The sequence below is a fragment of the Cedecea sp. NFIX57 genome (genome assembly GCF_900177785.1).
Lineage (GTDB): Bacteria > Pseudomonadota > Gammaproteobacteria > Enterobacterales > Enterobacteriaceae > Cedecea > Cedecea neteri_C.
Genome location: NZ_FXAS01000004.1, coordinates 22688 through 46609 on the forward strand (window position 1 = coordinate 22688; position 23922 = coordinate 46609).

Consider the following 23922-nt stretch of genomic DNA (forward strand, 5'->3'; position numbering starts at 1 on the left):
GTTCGGTCTGGATTCCTATACACATGCCTTTAAACGATATGCAGATTCGTCGCGCTAAACCTGAAACTAAAGCCTATACACTTGGCGATGGGCAAGGGCTTTCATTGCTTATAGAACCTAATGGAAGCAAGAGTTGGCGGTTCCGCTATCGTTTTGCCGGTAAACCCAAAATGATCTCGCTGGGTGTGTACCCGACGATCACACTTGCCGATGCGCGCTCTCGTCGCGACGATGCCCGAAAACTGGTAGCCGAAGGAAAGAATCCGAGTGAGGTTCGAAAAGAGCAGAAGATTGCTTTACAAACCGAGTCTGAAAGCGCGTTCGAAAAGATAGCGACAGAGTGGCATCAAATGAAGTCTACCAAATGGTCGGAAGGATATGCTTCTGACATCATGGAAGCGTTTCAGAACGATATTTTTCCTTACGTGGGTACGAGACCTGTAGGCGAAATCAAACCGCTAGAACTGCTTAATGTGCTGCGTAAAATCGAAAAGCGCGGTGCATTAGAAAAAATGCGCAAAGTTCGGCAGCGATGCTCAGAAGTTTTCCGCTATGCCATTGCTACAGGAAGGGCTGAATTTAATCCTGCAGCAGATCTCTCCAGTGCTCTTGAAGTACATCAATCCAATCATTTCCCGTTCCTAAAAGCTGATGAGATACCTGATTTTCTGCGTGCTTTAGACAGTTACACAGGGAGTAAGCTGGTTCAGATAGCTACGAAATTACTGATGATTACGGGCGTGAGAACCATCGAATTACGTGCGGCATTATGGCAAGAATTTGATCTGGATAACGCTATTTGGGAAATTCCTGCAGAAAGGATGAAAATGCGCAGGTCACATCTTGTACCTTTGTCGACTCAAGCGTTAGATTTACTCAATGAACTTAAGATCATGACAGGGAACTATCGTTATGTTTTTCCGGGGCGGAATGATCCGAACAAACCTATGAGTGAAGCGAGTATAAATCAAGTTATTAAGCGGATTGGATATGGAGGGAAAGTAACTGGTCATGGATTCAGGCATATGATGTCAACCATTCTTCATGAAAACAATTATGACTCTAAATGGATAGAACTTCAGCTAGCGCATGTTGATAAAAATTCTATTAGAGGAACATATAATCATGCTCAGTATATTTCTCAGCGTCGTACAATGTTATATTTTTACTCGTCGTTTATTTTAAGGAATAATAATGCATATTGAGACGGTTTCTCTTAAAGGATTCAGAAACTATTCTGACGCTACTGTAAATTTTGAACCTTCCACATTAATTATAGGTGCAAATGATGTTGGGAAAACAAATCTAGTGTACGCGGTAAGAATGTTGCTTGATAAAAGTATTTCTGAATTAGATTTAGAGCCAAAATCTAATGATTTTCATGTAAACCTCAAGGGTGATACTGTTGATGAATTGCAAGTAATAATAAAATTTAAAAATGTCGATAAAGATGCTGTCGTATCAAAGCTAAACGGGTATGTTAGTGATGGAAAAAATACATATATAAAATATGTGGCTTATCGAAATGATTTATCATATAAGATCTTTATTGGGCATGATGAAGATAATTATGATGAAATAACGTCTAGATTCTATCTGAAGTATCTTAGTATGAGATATATTAAATCACAAAGAGATTTGGATAAATATATTAGCATAGAAAAGAGGCATCTTCTAAGACTTGCTCAAGAAAATAGAGAACAACCGCAAGTTGATAGTGATCAGCAATCCCTTAGAGATTTAAATACTCTATTGGAAAATGTTAACTCTAAAGTTAAGGAAATAAGCTATGTCAAACAGGCAACAGCTGAATTGAATTCAGAGTTAAGAAAACTATCATACAACTATGAACGTTTAAATATCGAATTGGATTCAGGCGCAATAGGTGTTGATCAGTTCATTGAAAAGCTAGAGTTAAGTTCAAACTCAAACGGACATAAACTCCTTCTTGGAGGCGATGGATTGAATAATCAGATATTATTAGCTCTCTGGAAGTCAAAAAGTGTCAGGGAACATGACGAAAATAGTGAGGTGGTAATATATTGCATTGAGGAGCCAGAGGCGCACTTATACCCTCATCAACAACGTAAACTATCTGAGTATCTTACAAGTAAATTACCTGGACAATCAATTGTAACAACACATTCCCCTCAAATAGCAGTAAATTATCAGCCTGATTCAATTATAAAAATATACTCTCGAAATGGAGCCTCTTTTGCAGCAAGTAATGGATGTTCAAAATGTGTGAGCCAAGCTTGGGATAAAATGGGTTATCGCATAAGCATCATTCCTGCGGAAGCATTCTTTGCCGATGTGGTTTTTTTAGTTGAAGGTCCCTCCGAGCTGATTTTCTATAACGAACTGGCAAAAGCTTTAGGGTACAATTTAGACTTCTATAATATAAGTATTTTATCAGTTGATGGAGTACAATTTGAGGTTTATAAAAATATATTAAAATCTTTTAATATAAAATATGTTGTTAGGACAGATAATGATGCTGGAAAGGTCCCTCATAAAGATGAATATCAATATTCAGGGATCAATAGAGGCCGCCATTTATGCGGACTTCCACCGTTAAAGAATGAATTAGCAAAAATAGAACAATCTCAATTAAGCACTCAGTGGATTGCGCAGTCACCAATTTTAAATGCTAATGCAGTTTTTCTATCATTTACGGATCTTGAGGGAGATTTGTGTCAGGAGTTTTCAGCGCATGTTCTTGAATATAGCGGTAAAGAAAATATAAATGAAGCTGCTAATTATTTGAGAGATAAAAAAGCAACACGCATGCGTGAATTGATAGCCCTTAAGAGGGAAAATCTAACTGAACTTGCAACTGGAGATCTTGTTCGGCCATTGCATATGGCTATCTCTTTGGCTAAAGGGGAAATCTAATGATCCAATTCACAGAGGAACAGCAAAATGCCATAGATTTTCCTAGCAATATGGTTTTAACCGCGTGCCCTGGTAGTGGAAAAACTACTGTAGTAATTGAAAAAATAGCAATAGATTTGAGGGGGATGAAAAACTTTCAAGGAGTTATTGCAATATCTCATACTAATAAAGCTAGTGACGAATTATTAAAAAGATCAAAAAAATTTATAGTAGATGTGAAATCTAGTTTCTTTGGAACGATTGATAAATTCTTTTTGCGTGAAATTATTCTAAATTTTATGAGCCATTTTGCATGTAGGCCTAAATCATTAAAAATCATTAAATTTAATGAGTTATTACCTGAGCAACAAACAAGAATGTTATTTTTGTTATCTGATGGGTATGTTATTTTAAAAGAGGATGTGAATGCGCTAAATGAAGTCTACACCCTTTATTCTCATGGGGTATTTGTACTTGAGTTGGCTCCACTAGTGTCTCTTTTTATTCTTACGTATTCACCTGCTTGCCAAAGATATATCAAGGCGAAATACAAATCTATATACATAGATGAGTATCAAGATTCAGGTTTTATACAGCATGAGATTTTTAAACTGCTTTCGATGTTTGGTATTAAAGCAGTTGCAGTAGGCGATGCTGATCAATCTATTCATGAATACGCCAAGAAAAACTCAAAATATTTGATTGAGCTCAAAAATGGCGATAATGAATTTGAACCGTTTGAATTAACAATAAATCATCGTTGCCATTATTCTATTGTTAATTATGCTTCAAGGTTGATAAGGCCTGAATGTACTCTGATTGCAGGTGATGATATACAAGTCTATCGAGCTTGTATACCAGGGTATTTTGAAGAAATTGCCTCATGGATTGATAGTGGATTAGAGTCAATAAAAAATTCCTTTAAAATAAAACATAACAATCAAATTGCTATCCTTACGGTAAGCAATAAAAGTGTTTCATATATATCCTCCTGTCTTAAAGTTCAAAATAGAGCTTATGTGGATGATAAATTATCAAAACTAGGCACTGATATTTCTAGGGTGATTATAGATTTATTACACTATAGGTATAATAATAATCACACAGCACAAGATATTATAGATAATTATTCTGAAACTAGTATTACAAAACAACAGATTAAAGTATTGAGACGTGAAATTAATCTCGTCAGAAAGATTGATGATAATAGCCTCATAGCTTCTATTCGTGGAGTCTTAACTCTTTTAGGTGATTATAATCTTGAATCAATACATGTAGATGGAATTAATGAGGTGCTTCAGGTTGATGCAGTAAGGAATAATTACTTGCCGATTAATCAAAACGAAGTGCAGATTATGAACATTCATAAGTCTAAAGGATTAGAGTTTGATTGCGTATATCATTTAGATCTTTACGACCATATTTTACCTAAAAGAGAATATCCAGTTGGCAGTAGGGATGTTATTTATAAAAATGAGAAGCAATGTCTGAATTTACATTATGTTGCATTAACAAGAGCCAAAAAATTTGTTGTATTAGTAACATCAACAGAGCGCATTGGCTCGAAGGGCTACAGAATCCCAGCATTACCATCTCAGTTTTTTAATCGCGCAGGTTTGGATAATTTGTTTAAAAAATTATAAGTGCACTGTACTTTGCGCGCAATGCTCTCCCCGCCACGCCTGCCCGCTTCAGGGGGCGGTTTTAATGCAGGTGCATCAAGGGGCTCAGGCCGCGCCAGCACTGGTGCGGCGGGGTATGAAAAAATACGGGGAATAAATGCAAAACCATGCAGCGTATGCATGCATGGTTATTTTTATTAAATAAATGGGTATTTTCGGGGCGTTTCAGGCGGGTTTTTGTGGCTCAGTGTCTGGCCTGATTATCTGTCCGGGATGCCCTGTCAGGCCGGAACCCGATGGCCGTCAGGATATCCCGGTCGTCCTCCGCATAATCCACCTTAACCCCGCTTGCCAGATGAACGGATAAGGCTTCGCGGATACTGGCGGCAGCGCGGTCGAGGGCGCAGACCCTGACTCTCTCCGGCAGTTCGCTGAGATGCATCAGCTCAGGTGCCAGGGCAACGGCCAGCGCCGTGCCATTCTCCTGCATAAAGGCGTGGAGCTGGCGACGGATGCTGATTCGCTGCACGGCTTCATGGTCACGGATGTAGCACCCGGCAGACTGACTGACCTCCCGTTTTTTCAGGTCGGCGGCATCGCGCAGCGCCTGTATTTCCTCCGGCTCCGGGGCGCGACCGGTGAGCTCCCGCTCCCGGAGTGCCATCTCTGCCTGTGCCAGCCCGGCTTTGGCGTTCAGCCAGGCGGTTTTGCTTTTCTGGCAGACCTCAAAGGCCTGCTCCAGTGGTGTACGGTTCATACCTTTTCTCCTGAATCAGTGGCGCAGTGACGAGCGGGCGCAGTCCAGCACGCGACGGGGTGGCACTGCGGCCGCCGGAGCTGGCTCTGGCGGGGCGGTCTCTGCCGGAGGGCGTATCACCTCGTCAATGGATTCAATGGTGCGGAACGTGGCCGAGCAGAACACGTTGACGCACTGGAGATAGCTCTGTTTGACGTTATCCGACAGGTAACGACTGGTGCGCACATGGGCGGCCTTTTTGCAGTACGGGCAGCGCATCATGGCTTCACCCCCTGTACTGTTCTTTTCTGTGCCAGCTCTTTGGCTACGGCCATACGGCGAGCCGGGCTTTTGTAGAGTGTCATATCGACGCCGGTGAGCGCCGGGCGATGGAGACCAAGCTGAGAGATAACCGGCTCCTGTGCCATATCGAAGGTGTAATAGCGGCTCTGCGTCAGCACATGCTCGCCCAGCGCCTCATAAAGAATCCTGTGCGGATGCTCTTCTCCTTTCATCTCCAGCTCACGCATACGGAGGGCGAAAGCACGTACCAGCGCGGGGCTGATATCGTTCATTACTGCCGCCCATTCATTCTGTGCACAGACGGAGAAAGCACTGAGGTGCGCGCTGACATAAGCCTGCCCGGATGAACACGCGGCCAGCATCGCGCCGGATTTATCTTCCTCCAGTTCGGCAATCAGGCCGGTAAACTCATCTGCCAGTTCACGGCTGGCTGTGCGCTGGCTGTGCTCGGCTTTCATTTCCGGGGTCATCACCCCACGCAGCGAACGGAAACGGGCGCGCCAGCTCTGCTCTGCCTCGGCATTTTCCTCCCGGGCGGTCTGGCGTTCTTTCTCACTGCGGGTAATGGCCGCATCGATATCATTCAGCTTCAGCATATTCTCCGTGTGGGCGGCTTTTGCCTGGCTGAATGCTGTCAGGGCGTTATTCATTGTGGCGGTAGCTTTTTGTCTGTCCGTCTCGTTCACGGTTTCCAGTGCGGCGTTGATAACCGCGCGGGTGGTCTCATCCTGGGTACTGCCAAGGGTTTTCATTACTGCGGTAAGCATGTCAGCTTTCATCGTCGGGCTCTCTCTGTGTTTTCAACCTGACGCCATTCTGCCGCTCACCAGACAACAACTCGATGCATTGCGGTTGTGGCACCGGTGGCACAAACAGACCTTAAAAATCAGGCTGGCCAGAGAAAGGTCTCAGGAAACCCCTGTTTCTGTTTGTTTTTTTATATATAACTCTTCACCACTGTTCACCATAAAGAAAAAGATAAGTAATACAGTAAGTTAAAGGGTGAACAGTTGAGGGTCTGACTGTTCACCGTCTGTTCACCACTGTTCACCTCCTCATTTTATGCCCTGTACCACTGACTGAATTAATTTGGATGTTAATAGCTATTAATAAATGTTTATTGATAGTTGTTTTTGGGCTTTATTTTCTCAGGATGTGCGAGAATGGGTCACACTGCCTTTTATTGCCCCATATTGACCTTATGCCTGTTTTTTGACCGTTGTTGTGTGGTGGGCTGACACATTCCACCTTGTTGCAATGCCCGGTTTTATGCTGAGAATAGAGAGCTACCTGAAGCCGGACGGACACGCCCGGCGCTGTATGGACTTTATGAGGTAGCCCGATGCACACCGCTTTTTCTTCCCCGTCTTCTGCCCCTGCGGCTCCGCTGATGCCGGTATCTGATATCGCTCAGGAGCGTTTTTTACGCCTGCCCGAAGTGCTTCACCTGTGCGGCCTGTCCCGCTCCACGGTTTACGACCTCATCAGCCAGAACGCTTTTCCCCGGCAGATTTCCCTTGGCGGGAAAAATGTGGCCTGGGCACACTCCGAAATCACCGCCTGGATGGCCGACCGTATCGCCGCCCGTAACCGGGGTTACGACGCATGAGGATCCCCGTTCTGCAAAAAGCCCCTTTTTCTGGCTTGCGTCCGTTGTGTGTTTCCTGGTACAGTTTTCCTGCTGCCGCAAAATCGGCAGCCGGGCGTAGGAACCCGTGTTTAACTATGGCGACACCAGACGCGCCTTGCGTCTTTTTTTGTGTCTGTGCCTTGATGCACCCATTCAATACACAGTGGCCTTTTCGCCATTGTGAGTATCTCGTAATGGTGGCTCAGGCGGGGCAGCTTTCGGGCTGGCCGGTTCTCATAGTTACCGGTATTCCTACCCCCGTCTGGGCTACCACCCATGAGCGTAGGAACTCCGGTGGTAGCTGTAACCAGCTAACTATGGAGGCAGCCCTTATGGCTACAACCCTCACCTTGTCACACCCGCAATTTGTCTTTGTTTTCGCTGCCGTTCGCCGCGCAGACCGTAAACCCCGAATCTGTATGCTCCGCACCGTTGCCGGGGATGAGCGTGCCGCCCGTCTTGCCCTCGTTCGCGACTATATCCTCGCGTTTGCCGGTCGTCTGCCGGTGACGGAGGTGTGCGCATGAAACAGCCGACCCTCACCCTGAAAGACCTCGAATGTCTGGAGCACCTGCGTAACGTCGGCCAGCTCGTCACAGAGATGGCGCAGGATCAGGACTGCACCACACAGAAACATGCCCCGGAACAGCGCTTACAGCTCACCTCCGTGATTTATCTCATGACCGCCCAGCTCGACGGCGTGGTCGAGCGCTGCAATCACCGCTGGCTCACCGGGGAGGCAAGCGCATGAAAAAGACCTTAACCCCCGTCCTTCGTGCAGCGCTGTATCGCCGCGCCGTGGCCTGTGCCTGGCTGACGGTGTGCGAGCGCCAGCAACGTTACCCGCACCTCACCCTTGAAGCGCTGGAGAGCGCCATCGCCGCCGAGCTGGAGGGGTTCTACCTGCGCCAGCACGGCGAGGAGAAAGGCCGCCTGATTGCCTGCGCCCTGCTGGAAGATTTGATGGAGGCCGGCGCCCTGAAAGCTGCCCCGGCGCTGTCCTTTCTCGGGCTGGCTGTGATGGATGAACTTTGCGCCCGGCATATCACGCCGCCGGTTCTGCACTGAGGGAGAGAACAGGAATGAAAATGAACGTAACGGAAACCGTAAAACAGGCCTGCGGCCACTGGCCGCACATTCTCCCGGCGCTGGGCGTGAAGGTCATTAAAAACCGGCATCAGGCCTGCCCGGTCTGCGGCGGGGCTGACCGCTTCCGCTTTGACGATAAAGAGGGGCGCGGGACGTGGTTCTGTAACCAGTGCGGCGCGGGGGACGGGCTGAAACTGGTTGAAAAAGTGTTTGATGTCACCCCGTCAGAAGCAGCAGGGAAAGTGGACGCTGTGACCGGCAGCCTGTCGCCGGTTGCCCCGGCGGTTATTGCCGCTGCGGAGGCCGACACCGATGCCAGCCGCAAAGCGGCGGCTGAGCTGGCCGCGAAACTGACGGAGAAAACCCGCCCGGCCACCGGCAACGCCTACCTGACCCGCAAGGGCTTCCCCGACCGGGAATGCCTGACGCTTACCACCGGTCACAAGACCGGCGGCGTGGGCTACCGTGCCGGGGATGTGGTGGTGCCGCTGCACGATGTAAATGGGGCGCTGGTAAACCTCCAGTTGATTAACGCTGACGGCCTCAAACGCACCCTGAAAGGCGGCCAGGTGAAAGGGGCATGGCATACGCTGGAGGGACAGAAACAGGCCGGAAAACGGCTGTGGATTGCCGAGGGCTATGCCACGGCACTGACCGTGCATCACCTCACCGGGGAAACCGTCTGGGTGGCGCTTTCCTCCGTGAATCTCCTTTCTCAGGCGAGCCTTGCCCGACAGAAATACCCGGCCTGCCAGATTGTGCTGGCGGCTGACCGCGACCTCAACGGCGACGGCCAGACCAAAGCCAGCGCCGCCGCGAAAGCCTGTGAGGGACTTATCGCGCTGCCGCCGGTCTTTGGTGACTGGAATGACGCCCATACGCAGCAGGGGGAAGCGGTAACCCGTCAGGCGCTGAGTGATGCCCTGAAACCACCGGTTGCCAGCCCGTTCGACACCATGAGCGAGGCGGAATTTACCGCCATGAGCACCAGTGAAAAGGCGATGCGGGTGCATGAGCATTACGGCGAAGCGCTGGCGGTTGACCCGAACGGCCAGCTCCTGTCCCGCTATGAGTCGGGTGCCTGGAAGGTTATCTCCCCGGCAGACTTCTCCCGCGATGTGGCCGCGCTCTTTCAGCGTCTGCGCGCCCCGTTCTCGTCCGGGAAAATTGCCTCCGTGGTGGAGACCCTGAAACTGATTATCCCCCGGCAGGACGCCCCTGCGCGGCGTCTGATTGGTTTCCGCAATGGTGTGCTCGATACCGGCACCGGGACATTCAGCCCCCACAATAAGGCGAACTGGCTGCGTACCCTGTGTGAGGTGGATTTTACCCCGCCGGTGGAAGGAGAGACGCTGGAGACCCATGCCCCGAATTTCTGGCGTTGGCTCGACCGGGCGGCCAGCAATAATCCGGCCAAACGCGATGTGATTCTGGCGGCGCTGTTTATGGTGCTGGCGAACCGCTACGACTGGCAGCTCTTTCTCGAGGTGACCGGGCCGGGCGGCAGCGGGAAAAGTATTCTGGCCGAAATCGCGACCCTGCTCGCCGGGGAAGATAACGCCACGTCGGCTGATATCGATACGCTGGAAGACCCGCGTAAACGCGCCTCCCTCATTGGCTTCTCGCTTATCCGTCTGCCAGACCAGGAGAAATGGAGCGGGGACGGGGCTGGCCTCAAGGCCATCACCGGCGGGGATGCGGTCTCCGTCGACCCGAAATACCAGAACCCGTACTCAACGCATATTCCGGCGGTGATTCTGGCCGTGAACAACAACCCGATGCGCTTCACCGACCGCAGCGGCGGTGTTTCACGTCGTCGGGTGATTATCCATTTCCCGGAGCAGATTGCCCCGGAAGAGCGCGACCCGCAGCTCCGGGATAAAATCGCCTGTGAGCTGGCCGTGATTGTGCGCCAGTTGATGCAGCGGTTCAGCGACCCGATGAGCGCCCGAAGCCTGCTCCAGTCGCAGCAGAACTCCGATGAAGCGCTCAGCATTAAACGAGACGCTGACCCGACCTTTGATTTTTGCGGCTACCTTGAAGCCCTGCCGCAGACCAACGGGATGTTTATGGGCAATGCGAATATTGTCCCGCGCCAGCCCCGGAACTACCTTTATCACGCCTATCTGGTGTATATGGAGGCCAACGGCTACCGGAACGTACTGAGCCTGAAAATGTTCGGGCTCGGGCTGCCGGTGATGCTGAAGGAATACGGCCTGAATTACGAGAAGCGGCACACGAAGCAGGGGACGCAAACTAATCTGACGCTGAAAGAGGAAAGCAACGGCGAGTGGTTGCCGAAGTGCGACGAGCCCGAAGCGACATAACCTACACAGACCGGCATTTGCCGGTCTTTTTGTATCTGGCGACACCGAAGGTGAACATTCCACTGTTCACCCTTCACCGTATACTCACCCGCTAACACAATGAAAATAAAGTGAAAAAATGCAGGGTGAACAGAGTGAACAATAAAACCAGAAAAAACTTTTTTACCCCCCCTCCCGGCATCACCCTCCGACAGCCTGCGACAAACAGAACGGCCAACTCCTTGCCTGGGTGAAGAATCGATTGTTCACTCTTCACCAACTCATCACCACTTATCTTTATGATACTAAACAGAAAAATCATGAGGTGAACAGTGTGAACAGTTACACCGAAAAAAAGAATTTTTCTTGATTGGATTTAGAACGAAAAATGAACGCCACCGGCGATGTGTATAGGAGTGTGTATAGTTTTATTCTTCGATATTACTTTTTCTTTTAAAATCATTGTGTTGTTTTGTTTTATTGGTTCCTATTATCGCACCAGTAACCACGCGGGTTCACGCGATATTCTCCAAATCAGAAAATCCACCTTGTGCCATATTTGTGCCATTTCCTGCCAGAAATGCGTCAATTTGCATGGCGTGTTGAGTAAGGTGGTTAGGTGCCAGGTGAGCATATCGCTGAACCATTTCTATGCTTTCCCATCCTCCCATTTCCTGCAAAGCGCTTAATGGTACACCGGACTGAACAAGCCAACTTGCCCAGGTGTGTCTGAGGTCATGGAATCGGAAGTTCTCAATTCCAGCTCTCTTTAGTGCGGCCCGCCAGGCTGTGTTAGCATCACTTCGCATTTTCCTCACCTCTTTCGTTCTCGTTCCGTCAGGCCTAACCGACGACTCAGTGTGAACGAATACCCACCTGTTATGCCTTCCAACCTGATCACGAAGAACCTTACAGGCTGAATCATTAAGGGCGACCCCAATCGCCCTTAATGATTCAGCATCTTCCGGGTGAATCCACGCTACCTTTCTCTGCATATCAATCTGCGACCACTCAAGGTCGATGATGTTTGATCTGCGAAGCCCGGTGGCCAGCACGAAAACAACAACCGGCCTGAAGTGTGTCGGCATCTCGCGAATTAGAGCCGTCGCCTCATCACGGGTAAGCCAGCGTATGCGCTTATTCTTCGGCACGGGACACTTTATGTTTGGGGCCTTGGCAATCCATCGCCACTCATTGGCTGCGCACCTAAGCAATGCTCGAATGAATGCAAGGTGTGTTGCCTTCGTTGCCTGTGCCGCTGGCTTATCCTTAAACTCCGGGACCGGCTTGCCATTCTTCAGGCAGCTGTCACGCATAGACTCCCAATTAAGTCGATGCTTCCTGTTAACCATTCCGCTAACCGCAGAAAGAATACGGTCCTCAGTGATTGCTGATAACTCCATTCCTTTAAAATGCAAAAGCCAGAATCCAATCCGGCTTTTATCATCATCGAGGCTTTTCTTGTGCTGCTTCTCGTTAAGCCATCGCTCACAGGCTTCTTCAAATGTGCGAGCCTTATACTCCCCCATCTTATCAACGCGCCAGGCCTCAGCCTTTAGTTGATCGTGGAGCTCCTGAGCTTGCCTTTTGTCCGCTGTCCCAAGAGACCGTCTAATTCGGCTCCCACCAGGCGCAACGAAGTCGCAGTGCCACGTACCGGCACGTAGTTTGATTGACATGCTTTCTCCTCTGGCACATCAACCGCATTCACCGGCTGATTGTGGATCGGGTTCTTCAATGCTGCAATGCAATCCGTCTTGAAGATGAGGTAGCCGGTCATAAAGAATGAAGTTCAGATAAATATGGAGAAAGGTATACATGGTATACATCGAGAGGGTAATTTATATAAATCAGTGAAATAAACCATGTATACCTTGTTTTCAGGTATACACAGGGTGTACATGGTGTTCATTCTCTCATTAATCATCTGATGGTTTATTAAACAGAATGATGTATACCGTGTAGACTTGAAATCCCAAAATGTAGGCTGGTGTTCATAGGTTAATCTCATGTTTTATAAGTGATTTATTCTCTTTATGAACACCATGTATACCTTGAGGGCAAATTCTTTAAAACGCATCCACACTTTTCGCGTTGTGCACCCCTGCAATTTCATTAACATTGTTTCATAAATCGCAATTAATTGTTCGATTGTTGCGATTAATGGAACTTTAACGATTGCTATTACAGGGGGCATCATGAGCAAGGTTAACGTTAAGCCCGTTCTGCTGAACGGTGAGCAGATTCAGGCTCTGAAAACCATCCAGGAGAGGGAGCGCCAGAAGTCGGGCATGGGGATCGCGCCGTCAATCCATGCTGTTGCGCGCAAGGTATTTGATGCGGGGCTGTCAAAAATGGAGGCAGGGCAATGAGCTACTCAATCAAAATTGGGAAACACAGCATCGAGCTGGCGGGTTATGCCGGTAAGGTTGTTGCGCCAAATACTCAGATGGCCGCTTTATTCCGTGGTATGGCGGGCGAACTCACCAGCCTGAGGACAACGGCGCAGCAGGCCGAAGCTGAGGCGGATTTGCTGGACGTTATCCGCAATGATCCGGATCTGAACGAACAGGCAAAAAACCGCAGGGCAGGTGAAGCCCGGAACCCGGACACGCTCAAAGACTTTACCCGCGGGGTGGCAGCCGTAAGCGAGCAGGCCGCAAACATTCTCGATTACCTGAAGAACAAGCTCGCACCGGTTAATCCTCTGGCATCTGATGATGTTCAGGGATTCATGCGTGACAGCGAAATGCGCCAGGCATTCGCCAGGCTGGATCGCCGCAGCCAGGAAAAAATGCTTCTGTCGATGCACAGTGGAAAGCATCCGGAGCTGGCGGACGCCTTACTGAGGGCGCACGCAGTGTGTTCGGGACTCGATACGGAACAGCTAAAACGTCTCGGCTTCTCCCGTATCGCAGCAGAGAACGGGCAGGTGATTAGCGCGGTTGCCGATCTGGTCGACGCGGTAAGGAAGGATGTTGCACAAATTACAGCCGTCCGAACCTGGTATAACAATCTCGTGTATGGGAAGAACGACGATCCATCAGATGTACAGCCACGCATGAGCGGTCTTGATCAGTTAAGCGAACATGTCACCGCGATGCTCAAAGGCAGCCAGCGGCAGACACATTCAGAAGAGAAGCAGGCCGCCTGAGGGCGGCTTTTTTCTGCCCGGAGGGAAACACAGGATGCTGTTAAGTAAATCAGCCTACGCCAGGCATATGGGCGTCAGCCGGCAAACTGTTTACGGCTGGATAGCCCGCGGTGAAATTGTTATTTCAGGCGATAAAGTGGACGTTGACGCATCGCAGGCTAAACAAAATTCTGCTGGTGCTGGTGCTGGTGCTGGTGCTGGTGCTGGTGCTGGTGCTGGTGCTGGTGCTGGTGCTCATCACAATGCAATGACGTGGGCCCAGGCCGCCGCGTGGGTATGGGGGCATGACGGCGGGAAAGAGCTTCCGGCTGATATTAATGCTGGCCAGCGAATAGAGGCAGCAGCCGCTGAGCTGGGTTTTGATGTTCAGCACGAGCCCGATGAACAATTGCTGATTATCTTCCGGCCGGATGAAGAAACCCACAGCTTCTATGGCAAAGATCACATGGCTGGTGGTCTGCGTTTCCTGCGTTCCGAGCTGGCCTATGTGGCCGCAATGCATCCCGACACCCTGGATGACTGGAGCGACACAGGATTAAAGGCACTCTGTCTGCTGGCAGGTGAAAAACTGTAAACCCCCGGCCAAACCTAACTCCTCTAACTTGACACTTTTTCGTGAAAAACAGGGAAAAGTGTCAACCCAACCTAACGGATCCTAACGCTCACGCACAACAGCTGCAGCCAACGCGTAAAGGTCTGATGCGAAGCAGGGCAGGTGTCAGCCTGTTATGGTTTGTTATGCCTTACTAGGGAAAACTAGGAGGAAAGTGTCAACCGCTACCGCTTCAGAAAACTTCAGGCACAGCTCGTTGGATGCACCTGTCAAAACTTGTCACCTACCGGCACCGCCAGCGGGGATTTTTGGCTACATGCGCTCTAAGTTACAGTTGCTTCAGTCTGTTAGTTTTTACAAACCGTATAAACAGTTTTATTATTTGTTAAACAATAATTTTTTTTACATGATTTTCTCAAGTTAAAGTTAAGATTAAATGGCATGATTTTAATGATGTTTTTTATGAAAGGTGTTATTTTTAATAATTGCTCATGCAAATCAGGTGCAGAATGGAAACGTTTCATAATATTTTTTTTAAAAATCTTGATAGTTTTTTAGAGGCGCAGTCAGAATTAACAGATGACTTCGATTTAGAAGGGAAAATAAATAATATAATACCCAAAATAGTAGATATTATGAGATCTTCTTTAATTCGCTCAACAGAAGAAATGTTGAGTGAAAATCGCACACGTTCGAAAGAGTTTTTTCACCAAAATCACGTAAAATGGGGGGATGGATTTGATTTACTTGAAGCAATGATAGTTATATGTACGGAGTCTGGTGCCGAGTTTAATAGTTCTTACAGACCAAAGGCTGTTTTAGATGATAATTTACTCTTTGAGATTGTTGTTAGACACCACGCTAGAGCCTGTCAGATTTCACAAGAGATATTATGTCTTTTAAAACATGGGTTCGCAGATGCAGCACATGCTAGATGGAGAGCCCTACATGAAGTCAATGTCACTGCTATGTTTATTTCAAAACACTGCCAAGAATGTGCAGAGCGTTTTTATCTCCATGATGTAGTAGATTCTTATCATGGGATGGTTGAACATAAAAAATATGAACATAGACTTCAAGCGAAGGGGCCAAAAAATGAGGATGTTGATAAATGTAAAGAGCATTTCAATCTTCTAATTAAAAAATATGGCAAGAAGTTTGCTGATAATTATGGGTGGGCCTCCTATATTTTTCCTAACCATAATAAACTTGGTTTCGGTGCAATAGAAAAAGATGTTCAATTAGAACATATGCGTCCATATTACAAGTGGGCGAGTCAGAATATACACGCTGGCGCTAAAGGAATGAGAAACAGACTTGGTCTCTCTCATTCTTCAGATGATATATTATTGGTTGGGTCTAGCGATGCTGGGATGACTGACCCTGCTCATGCAACTGCAATTAGTTTAATGCAAATAACCACCGCATTATTATCTCTTGAGCCTACTCTTGACCATATTGTAGTGACCAAGATAATTCAAGAATATACAGATGATATTGGGGCCGCATTTGTGAAAGTTGATAAAAGTTTTGAATGAGAATTTGTGAAGTGTTTTGTTGAGGGTTGGTTATTATCTCGTTTTAACCATTAATATTAGGTTGATTGGCTCTTAAAAATAAAAATTAGAGTTTTGAGATCTGCCTTTGGTTTACATATGTAAAATAGTAGTAATATTTAGTTAACTTTATACTTAAAAAGGCAATGCCCATGATGTTTGCAGAAAGGAAAGAAAAAGTTGCAGAGTCAGGTGTTAAGCTCCTTAAGGAAATGGAAGCGATAGCATGTGAGATGCGAACTCTCATTGCAAGTATGCCGCCTGAAGATTTAATCGGATATATCTATGCTCAATTCATGATGCACGCGGCTTCTGATAGTCAGGATAAAGATACTGTAGATACCAAAGATTTAGTGAACGATAATCAATTCCTTCTTGAATATGTGCACGCCGTGCTCGCGGCAGACATTGCCCCTAAGGAAATTAGTTTTGATGAAAATAAATGTAGTTATTTATTTAGCCTAAGCAGGGATTTACGTCAGAAGGCTATGCTATACGCAATAGCATCTTCACTTGATGCAAAAGATAGCATTTTTGGGCCTGATACATCGACTATAGAGTTCCATTCAAAAACAGCATGGGTAATGCTTAGAGGGAACCGCTATCAAGTTTTAGAAGAAGAATTTTATAGGTACGTACTTTCGCCACATGATGATATTTTAAAAGAGGTCTACGGAGCAAGTGGATATGAGATAGCTCACGGTATTCAATCCATGGCCAATGCTATTCGTACAGGTCATACAAATGCTTTTGAAGAAATGATGATGCAGTTTTTAGAAGTGCAAGAAATTGCTTCGCAACAGAAAAAAAACATAGAAGAGGTTATGGAATCATGGATGGAAGAAAATGGAGAAAAATTAAAATCTGCTAGTCAAGCAGCTAGTGATATGTTCCGGGGGGGAATTACCAATGTTAGTCTTCATACTGGGTTACCAGACAAATTATTAGCGGATTTAGCCTATCAACGCGGGGAAGATACGGATTTCTTTGCCATTGGAGATTTTTCTGGTACTCCTTATAGAACTCTGCCTGCAAGGAAAAAACCTCTTATAAAACTCGATGCCGGTTATTATGCTGTAGACCCTTGTTTCATGCGTGATGCAGGATATCGGGCACTTCTACATAATCTTTTGCAGCGAAAGCCTGAATACAAAAAAGAATTCGAAGAACGTCAGAAAGCTATGAGTGAAGGTGCATTCTATGACATTTTGAGAGCACAATTTCCTACCGCTAATGTTTACCAAGAAATTTATTATAAGGATCCAGAAACAAATCAATGGTCTGAAAATGACACGCTAATATTAATGGATGATGTGCTATTTCTTATAGAGGCTAAGGCTGGTGCTGCAGCAACGATTGCTTCACCTGCTACAGATTTCAAAAGACACGCCCAATCTGTACAGGATTTGGTAATCAAAGCATACAAACAATGTGAGCGCTTTTTTAACTATTTGAACTCAGCAGATGAAGTCGTTATTTATCAGTTAGTAAGTGGTAAGCACAGAGAGTGTGGTAGAATTAAAGCTTCGAATTATAGAGTAATGTTGCCTATCGGATTAACTGTTGAATCATTTTCTCCATTTTCATCTTTCTGTAAGCAGTTACCACAAATCACACCTCTATTAGGTAAATATGGATTTGTATCCATGTCGATTGACGATTTGTTTGTTCTGAAGCGTTTTCTACCTTCTCCTGGGGAGTTTTTACATTACATGGAGGTGAGGCAGTCATTTGCAAATGTGAAAAATGCGTTTCTTTATGATGAATTTGACCACTTGGGATCATATATAACTCAGAATCGTTTTGACTTGGTTAGCATTGAAAAGTTGGCAAAAGAAAAAGGCAGTATGCTTCTGTGGGACGGTATGAGTAGTGTCATTGATAAGAGTTTTGAAGGTCTTGATTGGGACACTAAACCATTACCTACTCAGGATTTTCCAAAGGAAGTGAGAGATTTGCTGGAAGCGCTTGATTCCACACGTGCACCGGGTTGGCTAGCAATAGACAGCCATATCAGAAACTACGATGCACAAACGCGATCTACTCTTGGAAATATGCTTAAGAGGCTAGGTGATAGTTTAGATAAACATCCTGCACGCTATTTTTTGATTGGAAATGATGAAGAATCTTTGTTTGTTTGGATGCAAAATTACGAGAATGAAATAGACTGGCTGAAAGTTAATGATAAAGCAAGTTCAATGGCTCTTAACATTAAAGATGCTGCCAGACATAATTTTGTTATTGTAGAAGTGGATTCTGAAGGGAAATACATCAAGGCTTTTGGCATTGATGTTATTGTGCCTCAAGTGAAAACCGATGAAAATGCTCACATCTTCGAAGATGCTGAACGATTGATGAACTCTAGCGGTACTGAATCAAATTTTATAATGTCTTCAATAAAACCGGAAGACTACGGTAAAGTTGGCCGGAATGAAACCTGCCCTTGTGGAAGCGGTATAAAGTATAAAAAGTGTCATGGCCGCTGAATTCTAAAAATCATATAGAGAGAGCCCATTTTATGGGCTCTCTGAAAGCATATCTTATGTCGAATTCGAATTTTAGTGGATAATTTTATACTCCCTTTAGTAAAGTTATCTTGATGGGGGTACTTTTGGGGGTATCTCTAAGAGGTTGAAATGAAATTTTGTGTTATATCATGCTGTTAGGTTGTTTGATTTGTTCCTATTATCCCGTCGATGATATCGGTGCTCGTAAGCACTCCGAGAAAGATTCCATGATGCTGGGCGGCGCTTGCGTAAGTGTCAGGATGATTTAGTCCTGCGGGACAAGGCTGAGAAGTTGGTGGCAAGCCTCGGTCAAATCAATCTGGCTTTTATCGGCAGTGGTAAAGCCGGGGAGACTCGCTGATGCTCTCATCTGTCAACGGCTGGGTATTCGCAAAGAAAAGGCTGCTTTCGCGGCGCTGCCCTTCGGGTAATTCCCTCGTCTAAATTGGAGAGCAGTTTTTCCTCTCCATTTTCATTCAGTATGCGTCGGGCGAACTCACCACGCATGGCGGTTACTATGAACCCGCGTTCTCAGTCTTGCCATGGCGACGGTTCTCCTGAAGGAGCGTGATCAGGAAGAAGTGTTCTCCATTGTTTTTAAGAGTAAAAAGCGCGGTATTTCGACGACAGGGTTACTGGTTACGAGAGATGGCAAGATTTGGTCGGAACAAACCGGAATCAGTGGTCGGTTTGAGTCGGAACATGCATTTTTTGCCGTATAAATACTGGAGCTTACGGGGTTGCTTCGCTGCCAAAGCTATATGTGTACCCGTTTTAGCTCCATGGATTTTTATACCCCGTGTCAAAGGTCCACGCAATTGGGAAGAAGAGTCAGGTCCCGGACGGTGATATTCCGGGGGCGGGTCACCATGAAAAGCACGGCCTCAGCGACGTCTGAAGGTTGAAGAAGGGAGCCTTCCTCCAGAGCTTCCTGACGCTTGGCTTCGGGCCAGGCACTGAGCAGCGCAGTGCTCACCGGGCCCGGGAGGATCGCGCTGACACGAATGCCGTGGGGGAATAGCTGGCGACGGAGGCTGTGGGCGAAGCCCTGGACTGCAAACTTGGAGGCGGTGTAGACGGGCTCGTGGACCACGGGGACCACCCCGGCAACGGAGCTGGTGAGCAGGATATCACCCGACTGTTGCGTGATGAAATGAGGCAGAACGGCATGGATACAGCGGAAGGTGGCGTTGACATTAAGATTCAGCACTTGCTCCATGACGGCAGGGTCAGTGTCGACAAAAGGCCCACCTGTGTACATTCCGGCATTGGCATGGAAGATATCGAGCCTGCCGGCAATCCGGAGAATATGGTGGGTAAGCCCATCGACCTGGCCGGGGTCAGTGACATCGACGACCAGAGGAAGGGCGTTCTCCCCGAGGGCGGTGGCACTCTGACGCAGGGCGGTAACGTCCCGGTCAATCATGACCACACGGGCACCAGCGGCAAGAAAGGCGGTGGTGCAGGCGAGTCCGATACCAGAGGCGGCGCCAGTGATGGCGGCGACTTTCCCGGACAGGGGTAAACACGGTGTTTTCATCAGGAGTCTCCTTCACAGGGTGAGCGACGGACGAAATTTGTCGGACAATTCTGCGGCACAAGTGGTTTTCTGGGTTGTCGGGTGAGGCCCTGGCGACGGTAACGGGCCGGCCATATTTCTGCAGGGTGAACCCCGATGGCGATAGCGATGAGCCATTCTCCGCGTGGCCATGGGCGTTTAAGTGTGTTGGCGAGGGTGGCGGAAGCAAGGCCTGCCTCGCGTGAAACACGAGCCATGCTGGTGCCACGCTTGTGGAGAGCAGCGACCACATCGGCCGGATGCCAGTCTGTGTCAGTCATAAACGTTCCTCATCGTTGGTATTACAGTGTGTGATATTCCTCGGTTTCTTTTAATTTGTTGTTTTTTGTTGTGTTTTTATTTTTTTGTTACTTATCCGTTCAAAAATGAAAATTTATTTTTGATTTAAAATGTAACTATTGGAGTGTTTTTTGAGTCTTTGAATGTTAACAATGTAAAAAATAATTGATGTATTCATCGATCACAAAAATAGAAATTTTTGATTCAAAATGTCACTTTTGGAGCGTGGCCTTGCAGTGGTCATGGTCGCACATTCAAGGAATGAAAAAATCCTTAAGTATCTTGTTTGGCCAACGGGTAAAAGCGTTACGTATCAGAACCGGAATCAGCCAAGAAGCGTTTGCGGATAGCTGCGGGTTTGCCCGTAGTTACATGAGCAGAATTGAGAGAGGTAGCTCTAATGCCTCGCTGGATGCGATAGAGAGGCTTGCAAAAGCCCTCCATGTTGAGCCATGGCAACTACTGGTTACAGATGTTACCGAAGATAGCGATCCTGCAGTATTGGTTCCCTATGCTGCAGACGGTACATGCTTTAATCCTGGTTTGGCGAGTTCACGTGATGGTTCGTTTAGCGTTGGTGCTAAAACAGCTCAAAAACGCTTTCACAATTTTTCTGAAGCGCTTGAATATCTTCGTAGTATGGATACAGCAAAATGGCGTAGACCGAATGCCAGTGGTAACTGGGGCATTGTTTCTGCGGTTAAATGGGATAGGCTTAAATAACAAGTTGATAATCAAAGCATATATAAGGCTCCGACATATAAGCACGTGTTCTCTGTTGTAGAAATGGACGTTCGGAGCCTCCGCACCTCCCATGGTTTTCTTAACAATCGGTTATGAGCATGACAGGAGTCGAATTTTATCTAGGACTGGCGCATGTTTTTTTCTGGCGTTAGGATCCACTTAAGATATGAATGATATGGATTACTTTGATCCTGATTCGTCTGAAGCGTTGATCGATGTCTTGTTTCTCACCTCCTCAGATTTAGCGTTCGATGTGCCAGTGCATTCTCATCGGCGGGGCCAACTGGTGCTGCTGGTGACAGGGTCAGATAGCGATGAGCCATTCCCCGCGCGGCCAGGGACGTTTAAGTGTGTTGGCGAGGGTGGAGGAAGCAAGGCCTGCCTCGCGTGAAACACGTGCCATGCTGGTGCCACGCTTGTGGAGAGCGGCGACCACATCGGCAGGGTGCCAGTCATTTTCATGCATCGTAGTTTCCTCTTAGTGTTGCAACTAATGGTTTCGTAAGCTTCCTTTGCATCTAAAAATCATGTAACTCTTGATTATTGGTCGTTTTTTAACCAAAATTAAAACAATTCATGAATTTTTGCTGTAATGCATTAAGATTGATGTGATCCAGTAGAGGATAATCTCTGAATGTTCAGACGCTGAGTTGCTATCGTGATTGGTAAAAGACTAAAACTTTCAAGAGTCCAGGCTGATTTGACTCAGGCAGAGCTGGGAGTACGCGCTGGTTTAGATGAAGAATCTGCAAGCGCTCGTATTAGTTCTTATGAAAAAGAGGTTCATGCACCGGATTTTAAACTTGTCTGTAAGATTGCTGCGGTGCTTGATGTTCCTGAGGCGTATTTTTATGCAGTCAGCGATGATTTAGCAGAGTTGATTCTTCAATATCATCGATTCAAAAAGAACAATCCAGATAGTAGTTTACTAATCACATCACAAAGTTAATTTTTTTAGAGAAAAAGGATGAGACATAAAGGTTCTGAGTGTGCGTTGTTTTAAAATTCCATTGTTATATTTTCATTTTGTTAGCTTGTTGTTTTATAGTTATTCATCTCCGTCATTCAATGTTATATAACGGGTGTGGTGTTAATCTGGGCTTTTTAAAAAAATTTAGCTGTTTTTTTTGAATGAAAATATTTTGGCATAGTGATTTTTGGTTGTTGTTCTGAAATTATCTGCTGTAGAGAAATCCTCCATCTTCTGTTTTCCATGATAGAACAGTAAGTATTCATTTGCAGAAGGTTAACTAAATTTATAATGTCGCCTCAATAACTATTTTTTATCTATTATAATGCTGTGAGTATTGTTAACTAATTTAAAAATAATAAAAAGTGTCTGGTGGTGTTATTCTGGTAACAAATGAAATTTCAGTGGATGTGTTTTCAACTAGATGCTGCACTAAATGTCTACCGTTTTTTTTTATCATTATCTGGGAATGAAACGATGGCGGTGCAATTTTTTGACCACTTATTACAATAATTCACTGCAAGTATTGGTATTTTTAGAAAGAAATTGAAATATGGTTTTCTCTTGGCAATTGTTTGATAATAATTATTTTTTTACAATAGTGTCTATTGTTGCGGGCTATAAAAGGGAATGTATATCTAGACTGGCCCCATAGATCACCAGACACTCCTTACCTGACCCCGTTGATTGACACACCACGATGTGAGGAATGCCTTCATGGTCAACGTGAGGACATCCCCATGAAAAAGCGCTTTACGGACAGCCAGCGTATGGCCATTCTGAAGCAAGCCGGGGCCGGAGCGCCGGTGGCATTGTAAATAGACCCGTTCCGGGGCTATGGGACATCAGCACCAGCGTTTATAATCCGGGCAGAGAGATTTGTTCTGCGAATACCGTGGCTAATCGTCTGTTGAGATAGCATAAAATCTTGCGACATCCGGGTTCCTGGTTGCCGTGAGCGACCTACATTCACAAAGGTTAATATGAAACAAATTACGTTCAGCGATCTGAAAGAACAAAGCGAGCAGGCCGCAAACTCCCCTCGCTTACGTGCCAATCGTAATCTCCATCCTGAATTGAGCGATCCTGTTCAGCGCCTGGCTATTGCTATGGAACCGGGTACCTATGTTCGACCTCATCGCCACCCGCACACGTTTGAGCTGCTGACATCCCTTAGTGGGCGCTTTTTGGTATTGCATTTTGATGACAAAGGCAACGTGACCCACCGCGTTGTGCTAGGTGAAGACTGCAAGGTGCTGGAGACGGATGCCGGAACCTGGCATGCGGTGTTGTCGCTGGATAAAGGTGGGGTTATTTTCGAGGTAAAACATGGGGCGTACCAGCCGGTAGCTGAGCAAGATATGGCCCCATGGGCACCCGCTGAAAACGAGCCGGGAGCAGCTGAGTTGATGAAATGGTATGCCGTGGCGCAAGTGGGAGATGGCGGTTTTTCCCGGTAATATTACCGCCTCCACATCACATTAAATCTTCGGGCCTTCCAGGTGGCATTGGTATGCAGTGCCGCCGTGCTCGGCCACAAACCAGTCCACCGCGCCGCCTGTAAGGCGGTTGATTTCTACATTGGAAACCAGGCCCCAGGTTTTTTGGTCCCGCGAACCTTCAATTTTATAAGCGATCTCTTTGTCATTGATGACCGGCTGCACCACCCGGAACCAGGTGTCATCGCGGCCCTGCGGTTCACCGCCGATGTCCACGATCACCGCTTCGGTCATCCACTGGGTTGTCTGTCCGTTACCCACGCAGGTGCTGCCTTTATCGGCCTGAATATTGAAACACAGCTGGTCGTTATCCAGATAAGGCGCAGGCCAAATCTCCGAGGACGTCGTGGCGCTCTTATCTTGTGGCTCGCAGACAATGAGCGAAGGCTTAGCCGCCAAGGCGGGCAGGCTCAGGAATAGAGCAAAGGCGAGGTATTTGCGTTTCATTACCGACAGTCCATATTCGTAGTAAAAGGGGAAACTAACATGAAGACCGTTAATTTAGTGAGTACTGTTGTCTT

24 protein-coding genes and 1 pseudogene are annotated in these 23922 nt (G+C 46.9%); 17 read left to right on the forward strand and 8 right to left on the reverse strand.

All coding sequences use genetic code 11. The annotated features are described in order from the left end of the window. The first annotated feature begins 23 nt into the window (after positions 1-23). From B9Y90_RS04015 to B9Y90_RS04025, 3 genes are read left to right on the forward strand one after another with little or no spacing between them, the layout of a single operon-like run. Positions 24-1205 (forward strand): tyrosine-type recombinase/integrase, encoded by a 1182-nt coding sequence (locus B9Y90_RS04015; RefSeq protein WP_085540290.1) that lies wholly within the window; start codon positions 24-26, stop codon positions 1203-1205. Beyond that, on the forward strand, positions 1195-2895 hold the full coding sequence (locus B9Y90_RS04020) for an ATP-dependent nuclease (RefSeq protein WP_085540291.1): 1701 nt from the start codon (positions 1195-1197) through the stop codon (positions 2893-2895). The genes B9Y90_RS04015 and B9Y90_RS04020 overlap by 11 nt, the downstream gene beginning before the upstream one ends. Beyond that, positions 2895-4517, forward strand: a complete 1623-nt coding sequence (locus B9Y90_RS04025; protein ID WP_085540292.1) for a UvrD-helicase domain-containing protein — start codon at positions 2895-2897, stop codon at positions 4515-4517. Before B9Y90_RS04020 ends, B9Y90_RS04025 begins: the two co-directional genes overlap by 1 nt. Positions 4518-4740: 223 nt before the next feature. Here the strand turns inward: B9Y90_RS04025 and B9Y90_RS04035 are convergent, their stop codons facing one another. Genes B9Y90_RS04035 through B9Y90_RS04045 form a run of 3 tightly spaced genes read right to left on the reverse strand, consistent with a single transcriptional unit; the run spans position 4741 to position 6314 of the window. Continuing rightward, a complete protein-coding gene (locus B9Y90_RS04035; RefSeq protein WP_085540294.1) occupies positions 4741-5253 on the reverse strand; it encodes a phage polarity suppression protein in 513 nt (170 codons plus the stop codon). A 15-nt stretch (positions 5254-5268) separates the two neighbouring features. Then, complete coding sequence (locus tag B9Y90_RS04040; RefSeq protein ID WP_085540295.1) at positions 5269-5514, reverse strand: ogr/Delta-like zinc finger family protein; 246 nt, start codon at positions 5512-5514, stop codon at positions 5269-5271. Further along, positions 5511-6314, reverse strand: coding sequence for a capsid protein (locus B9Y90_RS04045; protein WP_085540296.1), 804 nt, complete (start codon positions 6312-6314; stop codon positions 5511-5513). The genes B9Y90_RS04040 and B9Y90_RS04045 overlap by 4 nt, the downstream gene beginning before the upstream one ends. 563 nt (positions 6315-6877) lie before the next feature. Between B9Y90_RS04045 and B9Y90_RS04050 the strand changes: the two genes are divergently transcribed. From B9Y90_RS04050 to B9Y90_RS04070, 5 genes are read left to right on the forward strand one after another with little or no spacing between them, the layout of a single operon-like run. Then, positions 6878-7144 carry a helix-turn-helix transcriptional regulator gene (locus B9Y90_RS04050; RefSeq protein ID WP_085540297.1) on the forward strand — a complete coding sequence of 89 codons (267 nt, stop codon included), beginning with the start codon at positions 6878-6880 and terminating at the stop codon, positions 7142-7144. Next, complete coding sequence (locus B9Y90_RS04055) at positions 7141-7692, forward strand: host cell division inhibitor Icd-like protein (RefSeq protein WP_085540298.1); 552 nt, start codon at positions 7141-7143, stop codon at positions 7690-7692. Before B9Y90_RS04050 ends, B9Y90_RS04055 begins: the two co-directional genes overlap by 4 nt. Further along, on the forward strand, positions 7689-7916 hold the full coding sequence (locus B9Y90_RS04060; protein ID WP_085540299.1) for a hypothetical protein: 228 nt from the start codon (positions 7689-7691) through the stop codon (positions 7914-7916). Before B9Y90_RS04055 ends, B9Y90_RS04060 begins: the two co-directional genes overlap by 4 nt. Further along, entirely contained in the window at positions 7913-8233 is a 321-nt protein-coding gene (locus B9Y90_RS04065) for a DUF5375 domain-containing protein (RefSeq protein WP_085540300.1), read from the forward strand. Before B9Y90_RS04060 ends, B9Y90_RS04065 begins: the two co-directional genes overlap by 4 nt. A 14-nt stretch (positions 8234-8247) precedes the next feature. Beyond that, the gene (locus B9Y90_RS04070) at positions 8248-10581 is read left to right on the forward strand and encodes a primase-helicase zinc-binding domain-containing protein (protein ID WP_085540301.1); all 2334 of its coding nucleotides are present in this window, start codon (positions 8248-8250) and stop codon (positions 10579-10581) included. Between the two features lie 494 nt (positions 10582-11075). Here B9Y90_RS04070 and B9Y90_RS04075 read toward each other — a convergent pair whose 3' ends face one another. Continuing rightward, positions 11076-12239: a tyrosine-type recombinase/integrase gene (locus B9Y90_RS04075; protein ID WP_085540302.1), complete on the reverse strand. Its 1164-nt coding sequence runs from the start codon at positions 12237-12239 to the stop codon at positions 11076-11078. 519 nt (positions 12240-12758) lie between these two features. Here B9Y90_RS04075 and B9Y90_RS26825 point away from each other — a divergent pair. The 6 genes from B9Y90_RS26825 to B9Y90_RS04100 all read left to right on the forward strand — a co-directional run bounded on the left by B9Y90_RS26825 (position 12759) and on the right by B9Y90_RS04100 (position 18309). Further along, positions 12759-12932, forward strand: coding sequence for a hypothetical protein (locus B9Y90_RS26825; protein ID WP_014830800.1), 174 nt, complete (start codon positions 12759-12761; stop codon positions 12930-12932). Further along, the gene (locus B9Y90_RS04085; protein WP_085540303.1) at positions 12929-13714 is read left to right on the forward strand and encodes a hypothetical protein; all 786 of its coding nucleotides are present in this window, start codon (positions 12929-12931) and stop codon (positions 13712-13714) included. The genes B9Y90_RS26825 and B9Y90_RS04085 overlap by 4 nt, the downstream gene beginning before the upstream one ends. Before the next feature lie 110 nt (positions 13715-13824). Further along, the gene (locus tag B9Y90_RS27195) at positions 13825-13965 is read left to right on the forward strand and encodes a hypothetical protein (RefSeq protein WP_254902628.1); all 141 of its coding nucleotides are present in this window, start codon (positions 13825-13827) and stop codon (positions 13963-13965) included. Continuing rightward, entirely contained in the window at positions 13962-14288 is a 327-nt protein-coding gene (locus B9Y90_RS27200) for a hypothetical protein (RefSeq protein WP_139827340.1), read from the forward strand. The genes B9Y90_RS27195 and B9Y90_RS27200 overlap by 4 nt, the downstream gene beginning before the upstream one ends. A 488-nt stretch (positions 14289-14776) precedes the next feature. Continuing rightward, a complete protein-coding gene (locus tag B9Y90_RS04095; RefSeq protein WP_085540305.1) occupies positions 14777-15805 on the forward strand; it encodes a DUF5677 domain-containing protein in 1029 nt (342 codons plus the stop codon). A gap of 170 nt (positions 15806-15975) precedes the next feature. Beyond that, on the forward strand, positions 15976-18309 hold the full coding sequence (locus tag B9Y90_RS04100; protein ID WP_176227840.1) for a YecA family protein: 2334 nt from the start codon (positions 15976-15978) through the stop codon (positions 18307-18309). 823 nt (positions 18310-19132) lie between these two features. Here the strand turns inward: B9Y90_RS04100 and B9Y90_RS04110 are convergent. Together B9Y90_RS04110 and B9Y90_RS04115 are read right to left on the reverse strand one after the other, a co-directional pair. Beyond that, the gene (locus tag B9Y90_RS04110) at positions 19133-19870 is read right to left on the reverse strand and encodes an SDR family oxidoreductase (protein WP_085540308.1); all 738 of its coding nucleotides are present in this window, start codon (positions 19868-19870) and stop codon (positions 19133-19135) included. Continuing rightward, on the reverse strand, positions 19870-20169 hold the full coding sequence (locus tag B9Y90_RS04115) for a helix-turn-helix domain-containing protein (protein ID WP_085540309.1): 300 nt from the start codon (positions 20167-20169) through the stop codon (positions 19870-19872). The genes B9Y90_RS04110 and B9Y90_RS04115 overlap by 1 nt, the downstream gene beginning before the upstream one ends. A 280-nt stretch (positions 20170-20449) precedes the next feature. Here B9Y90_RS04115 and B9Y90_RS04120 point away from each other — a divergent pair, with 280 nt between their 5' ends. After that, the gene (locus B9Y90_RS04120; protein ID WP_085540430.1) at positions 20450-20911 is read left to right on the forward strand and encodes a helix-turn-helix domain-containing protein; all 462 of its coding nucleotides are present in this window, start codon (positions 20450-20452) and stop codon (positions 20909-20911) included. A gap of 328 nt (positions 20912-21239) precedes the next feature. On the opposite strand, the pseudogene B9Y90_RS04130 reads toward B9Y90_RS04120, so the two are convergent. After that, positions 21240-21398: pseudogene (locus B9Y90_RS04130) on the reverse strand (helix-turn-helix domain-containing protein); the annotation flags it as partial. A 192-nt stretch (positions 21399-21590) separates the two neighbouring features. On the opposite strand from B9Y90_RS04130, the gene B9Y90_RS04135 reads away from it, so the two are divergent. Together B9Y90_RS04135 and B9Y90_RS04140 are read left to right on the forward strand one after the other, a co-directional pair. Further along, a complete protein-coding gene (locus B9Y90_RS04135) occupies positions 21591-21881 on the forward strand; it encodes a helix-turn-helix domain-containing protein (RefSeq protein ID WP_085540311.1) in 291 nt (96 codons plus the stop codon). A 1004-nt stretch (positions 21882-22885) separates the two neighbouring features. Beyond that, positions 22886-23362, forward strand: coding sequence for a WbuC family cupin fold metalloprotein (locus B9Y90_RS04140; RefSeq protein ID WP_085540312.1), 477 nt, complete (start codon positions 22886-22888; stop codon positions 23360-23362). A gap of 21 nt (positions 23363-23383) precedes the next feature. Here the strand turns inward: B9Y90_RS04140 and B9Y90_RS04145 are convergent, their stop codons facing one another. Further along, positions 23384-23848: a hypothetical protein gene (locus B9Y90_RS04145; protein WP_085540313.1), complete on the reverse strand. Its 465-nt coding sequence runs from the start codon at positions 23846-23848 to the stop codon at positions 23384-23386. Positions 23849-23922: the final 74 nt, after the last annotated feature.

Bases quoted from the DNA above. Each gene is read 5' to 3' on its own strand.
- B9Y90_RS04015 (WP_085540290.1), top strand. From the start codon at position 24: ATGCCTTTAAACGATATGCAGATTCGTCGCGCTAAACCTGAAACTAAA.
- B9Y90_RS04020 (WP_085540291.1), top strand. From the start codon at position 1,195: ATGCATATTGAGACGGTTTCTCTTAAAGGATTCAGAAACTATTCTGAC.
- B9Y90_RS04025 (WP_085540292.1), top strand. From the start codon at position 2,895: ATGATCCAATTCACAGAGGAACAGCAAAATGCCATAGATTTTCCTAGC.
- B9Y90_RS04035 (WP_085540294.1), bottom strand. From the start codon at position 5,253: ATGAACCGTACACCACTGGAGCAGGCCTTTGAGGTCTGCCAGAAAAGC.
- B9Y90_RS04040 (WP_085540295.1), bottom strand. From the start codon at position 5,514: ATGATGCGCTGCCCGTACTGCAAAAAGGCCGCCCATGTGCGCACCAGT.
- B9Y90_RS04045 (WP_085540296.1), bottom strand. From the start codon at position 6,314: ATGAAAGCTGACATGCTTACCGCAGTAATGAAAACCCTTGGCAGTACC.
- B9Y90_RS04050 (WP_085540297.1), top strand. From the start codon at position 6,878: ATGCACACCGCTTTTTCTTCCCCGTCTTCTGCCCCTGCGGCTCCGCTG.
- B9Y90_RS04055 (WP_085540298.1), top strand. From the start codon at position 7,141: ATGAGGATCCCCGTTCTGCAAAAAGCCCCTTTTTCTGGCTTGCGTCCG.
- B9Y90_RS04060 (WP_085540299.1), top strand. From the start codon at position 7,689: ATGAAACAGCCGACCCTCACCCTGAAAGACCTCGAATGTCTGGAGCAC.
- B9Y90_RS04065 (WP_085540300.1), top strand. From the start codon at position 7,913: ATGAAAAAGACCTTAACCCCCGTCCTTCGTGCAGCGCTGTATCGCCGC.
- B9Y90_RS04070 (WP_085540301.1), top strand. From the start codon at position 8,248: ATGAAAATGAACGTAACGGAAACCGTAAAACAGGCCTGCGGCCACTGG.
- B9Y90_RS04075 (WP_085540302.1), bottom strand. From the start codon at position 12,239: ATGTCAATCAAACTACGTGCCGGTACGTGGCACTGCGACTTCGTTGCG.
- B9Y90_RS26825 (WP_014830800.1), top strand. From the start codon at position 12,759: ATGAGCAAGGTTAACGTTAAGCCCGTTCTGCTGAACGGTGAGCAGATT.
- B9Y90_RS04085 (WP_085540303.1), top strand. From the start codon at position 12,929: ATGAGCTACTCAATCAAAATTGGGAAACACAGCATCGAGCTGGCGGGT.
- B9Y90_RS27200 (WP_139827340.1), top strand. From the start codon at position 13,962: ATGACGTGGGCCCAGGCCGCCGCGTGGGTATGGGGGCATGACGGCGGG.
- B9Y90_RS04095 (WP_085540305.1), top strand. From the start codon at position 14,777: ATGGAAACGTTTCATAATATTTTTTTTAAAAATCTTGATAGTTTTTTA.
- B9Y90_RS04100 (WP_176227840.1), top strand. From the start codon at position 15,976: ATGATGTTTGCAGAAAGGAAAGAAAAAGTTGCAGAGTCAGGTGTTAAG.
- B9Y90_RS04110 (WP_085540308.1), bottom strand. From the start codon at position 19,870: ATGAAAACACCGTGTTTACCCCTGTCCGGGAAAGTCGCCGCCATCACT.
- B9Y90_RS04115 (WP_085540309.1), bottom strand. From the start codon at position 20,169: ATGACTGACACAGACTGGCATCCGGCCGATGTGGTCGCTGCTCTCCAC.
- B9Y90_RS04120 (WP_085540430.1), top strand. From the start codon at position 20,450: ATGAAAAAATCCTTAAGTATCTTGTTTGGCCAACGGGTAAAAGCGTTA.
- B9Y90_RS04140 (WP_085540312.1), top strand. From the start codon at position 22,886: ATGAAACAAATTACGTTCAGCGATCTGAAAGAACAAAGCGAGCAGGCC.
- B9Y90_RS04145 (WP_085540313.1), bottom strand. From the start codon at position 23,848: ATGAAACGCAAATACCTCGCCTTTGCTCTATTCCTGAGCCTGCCCGCC.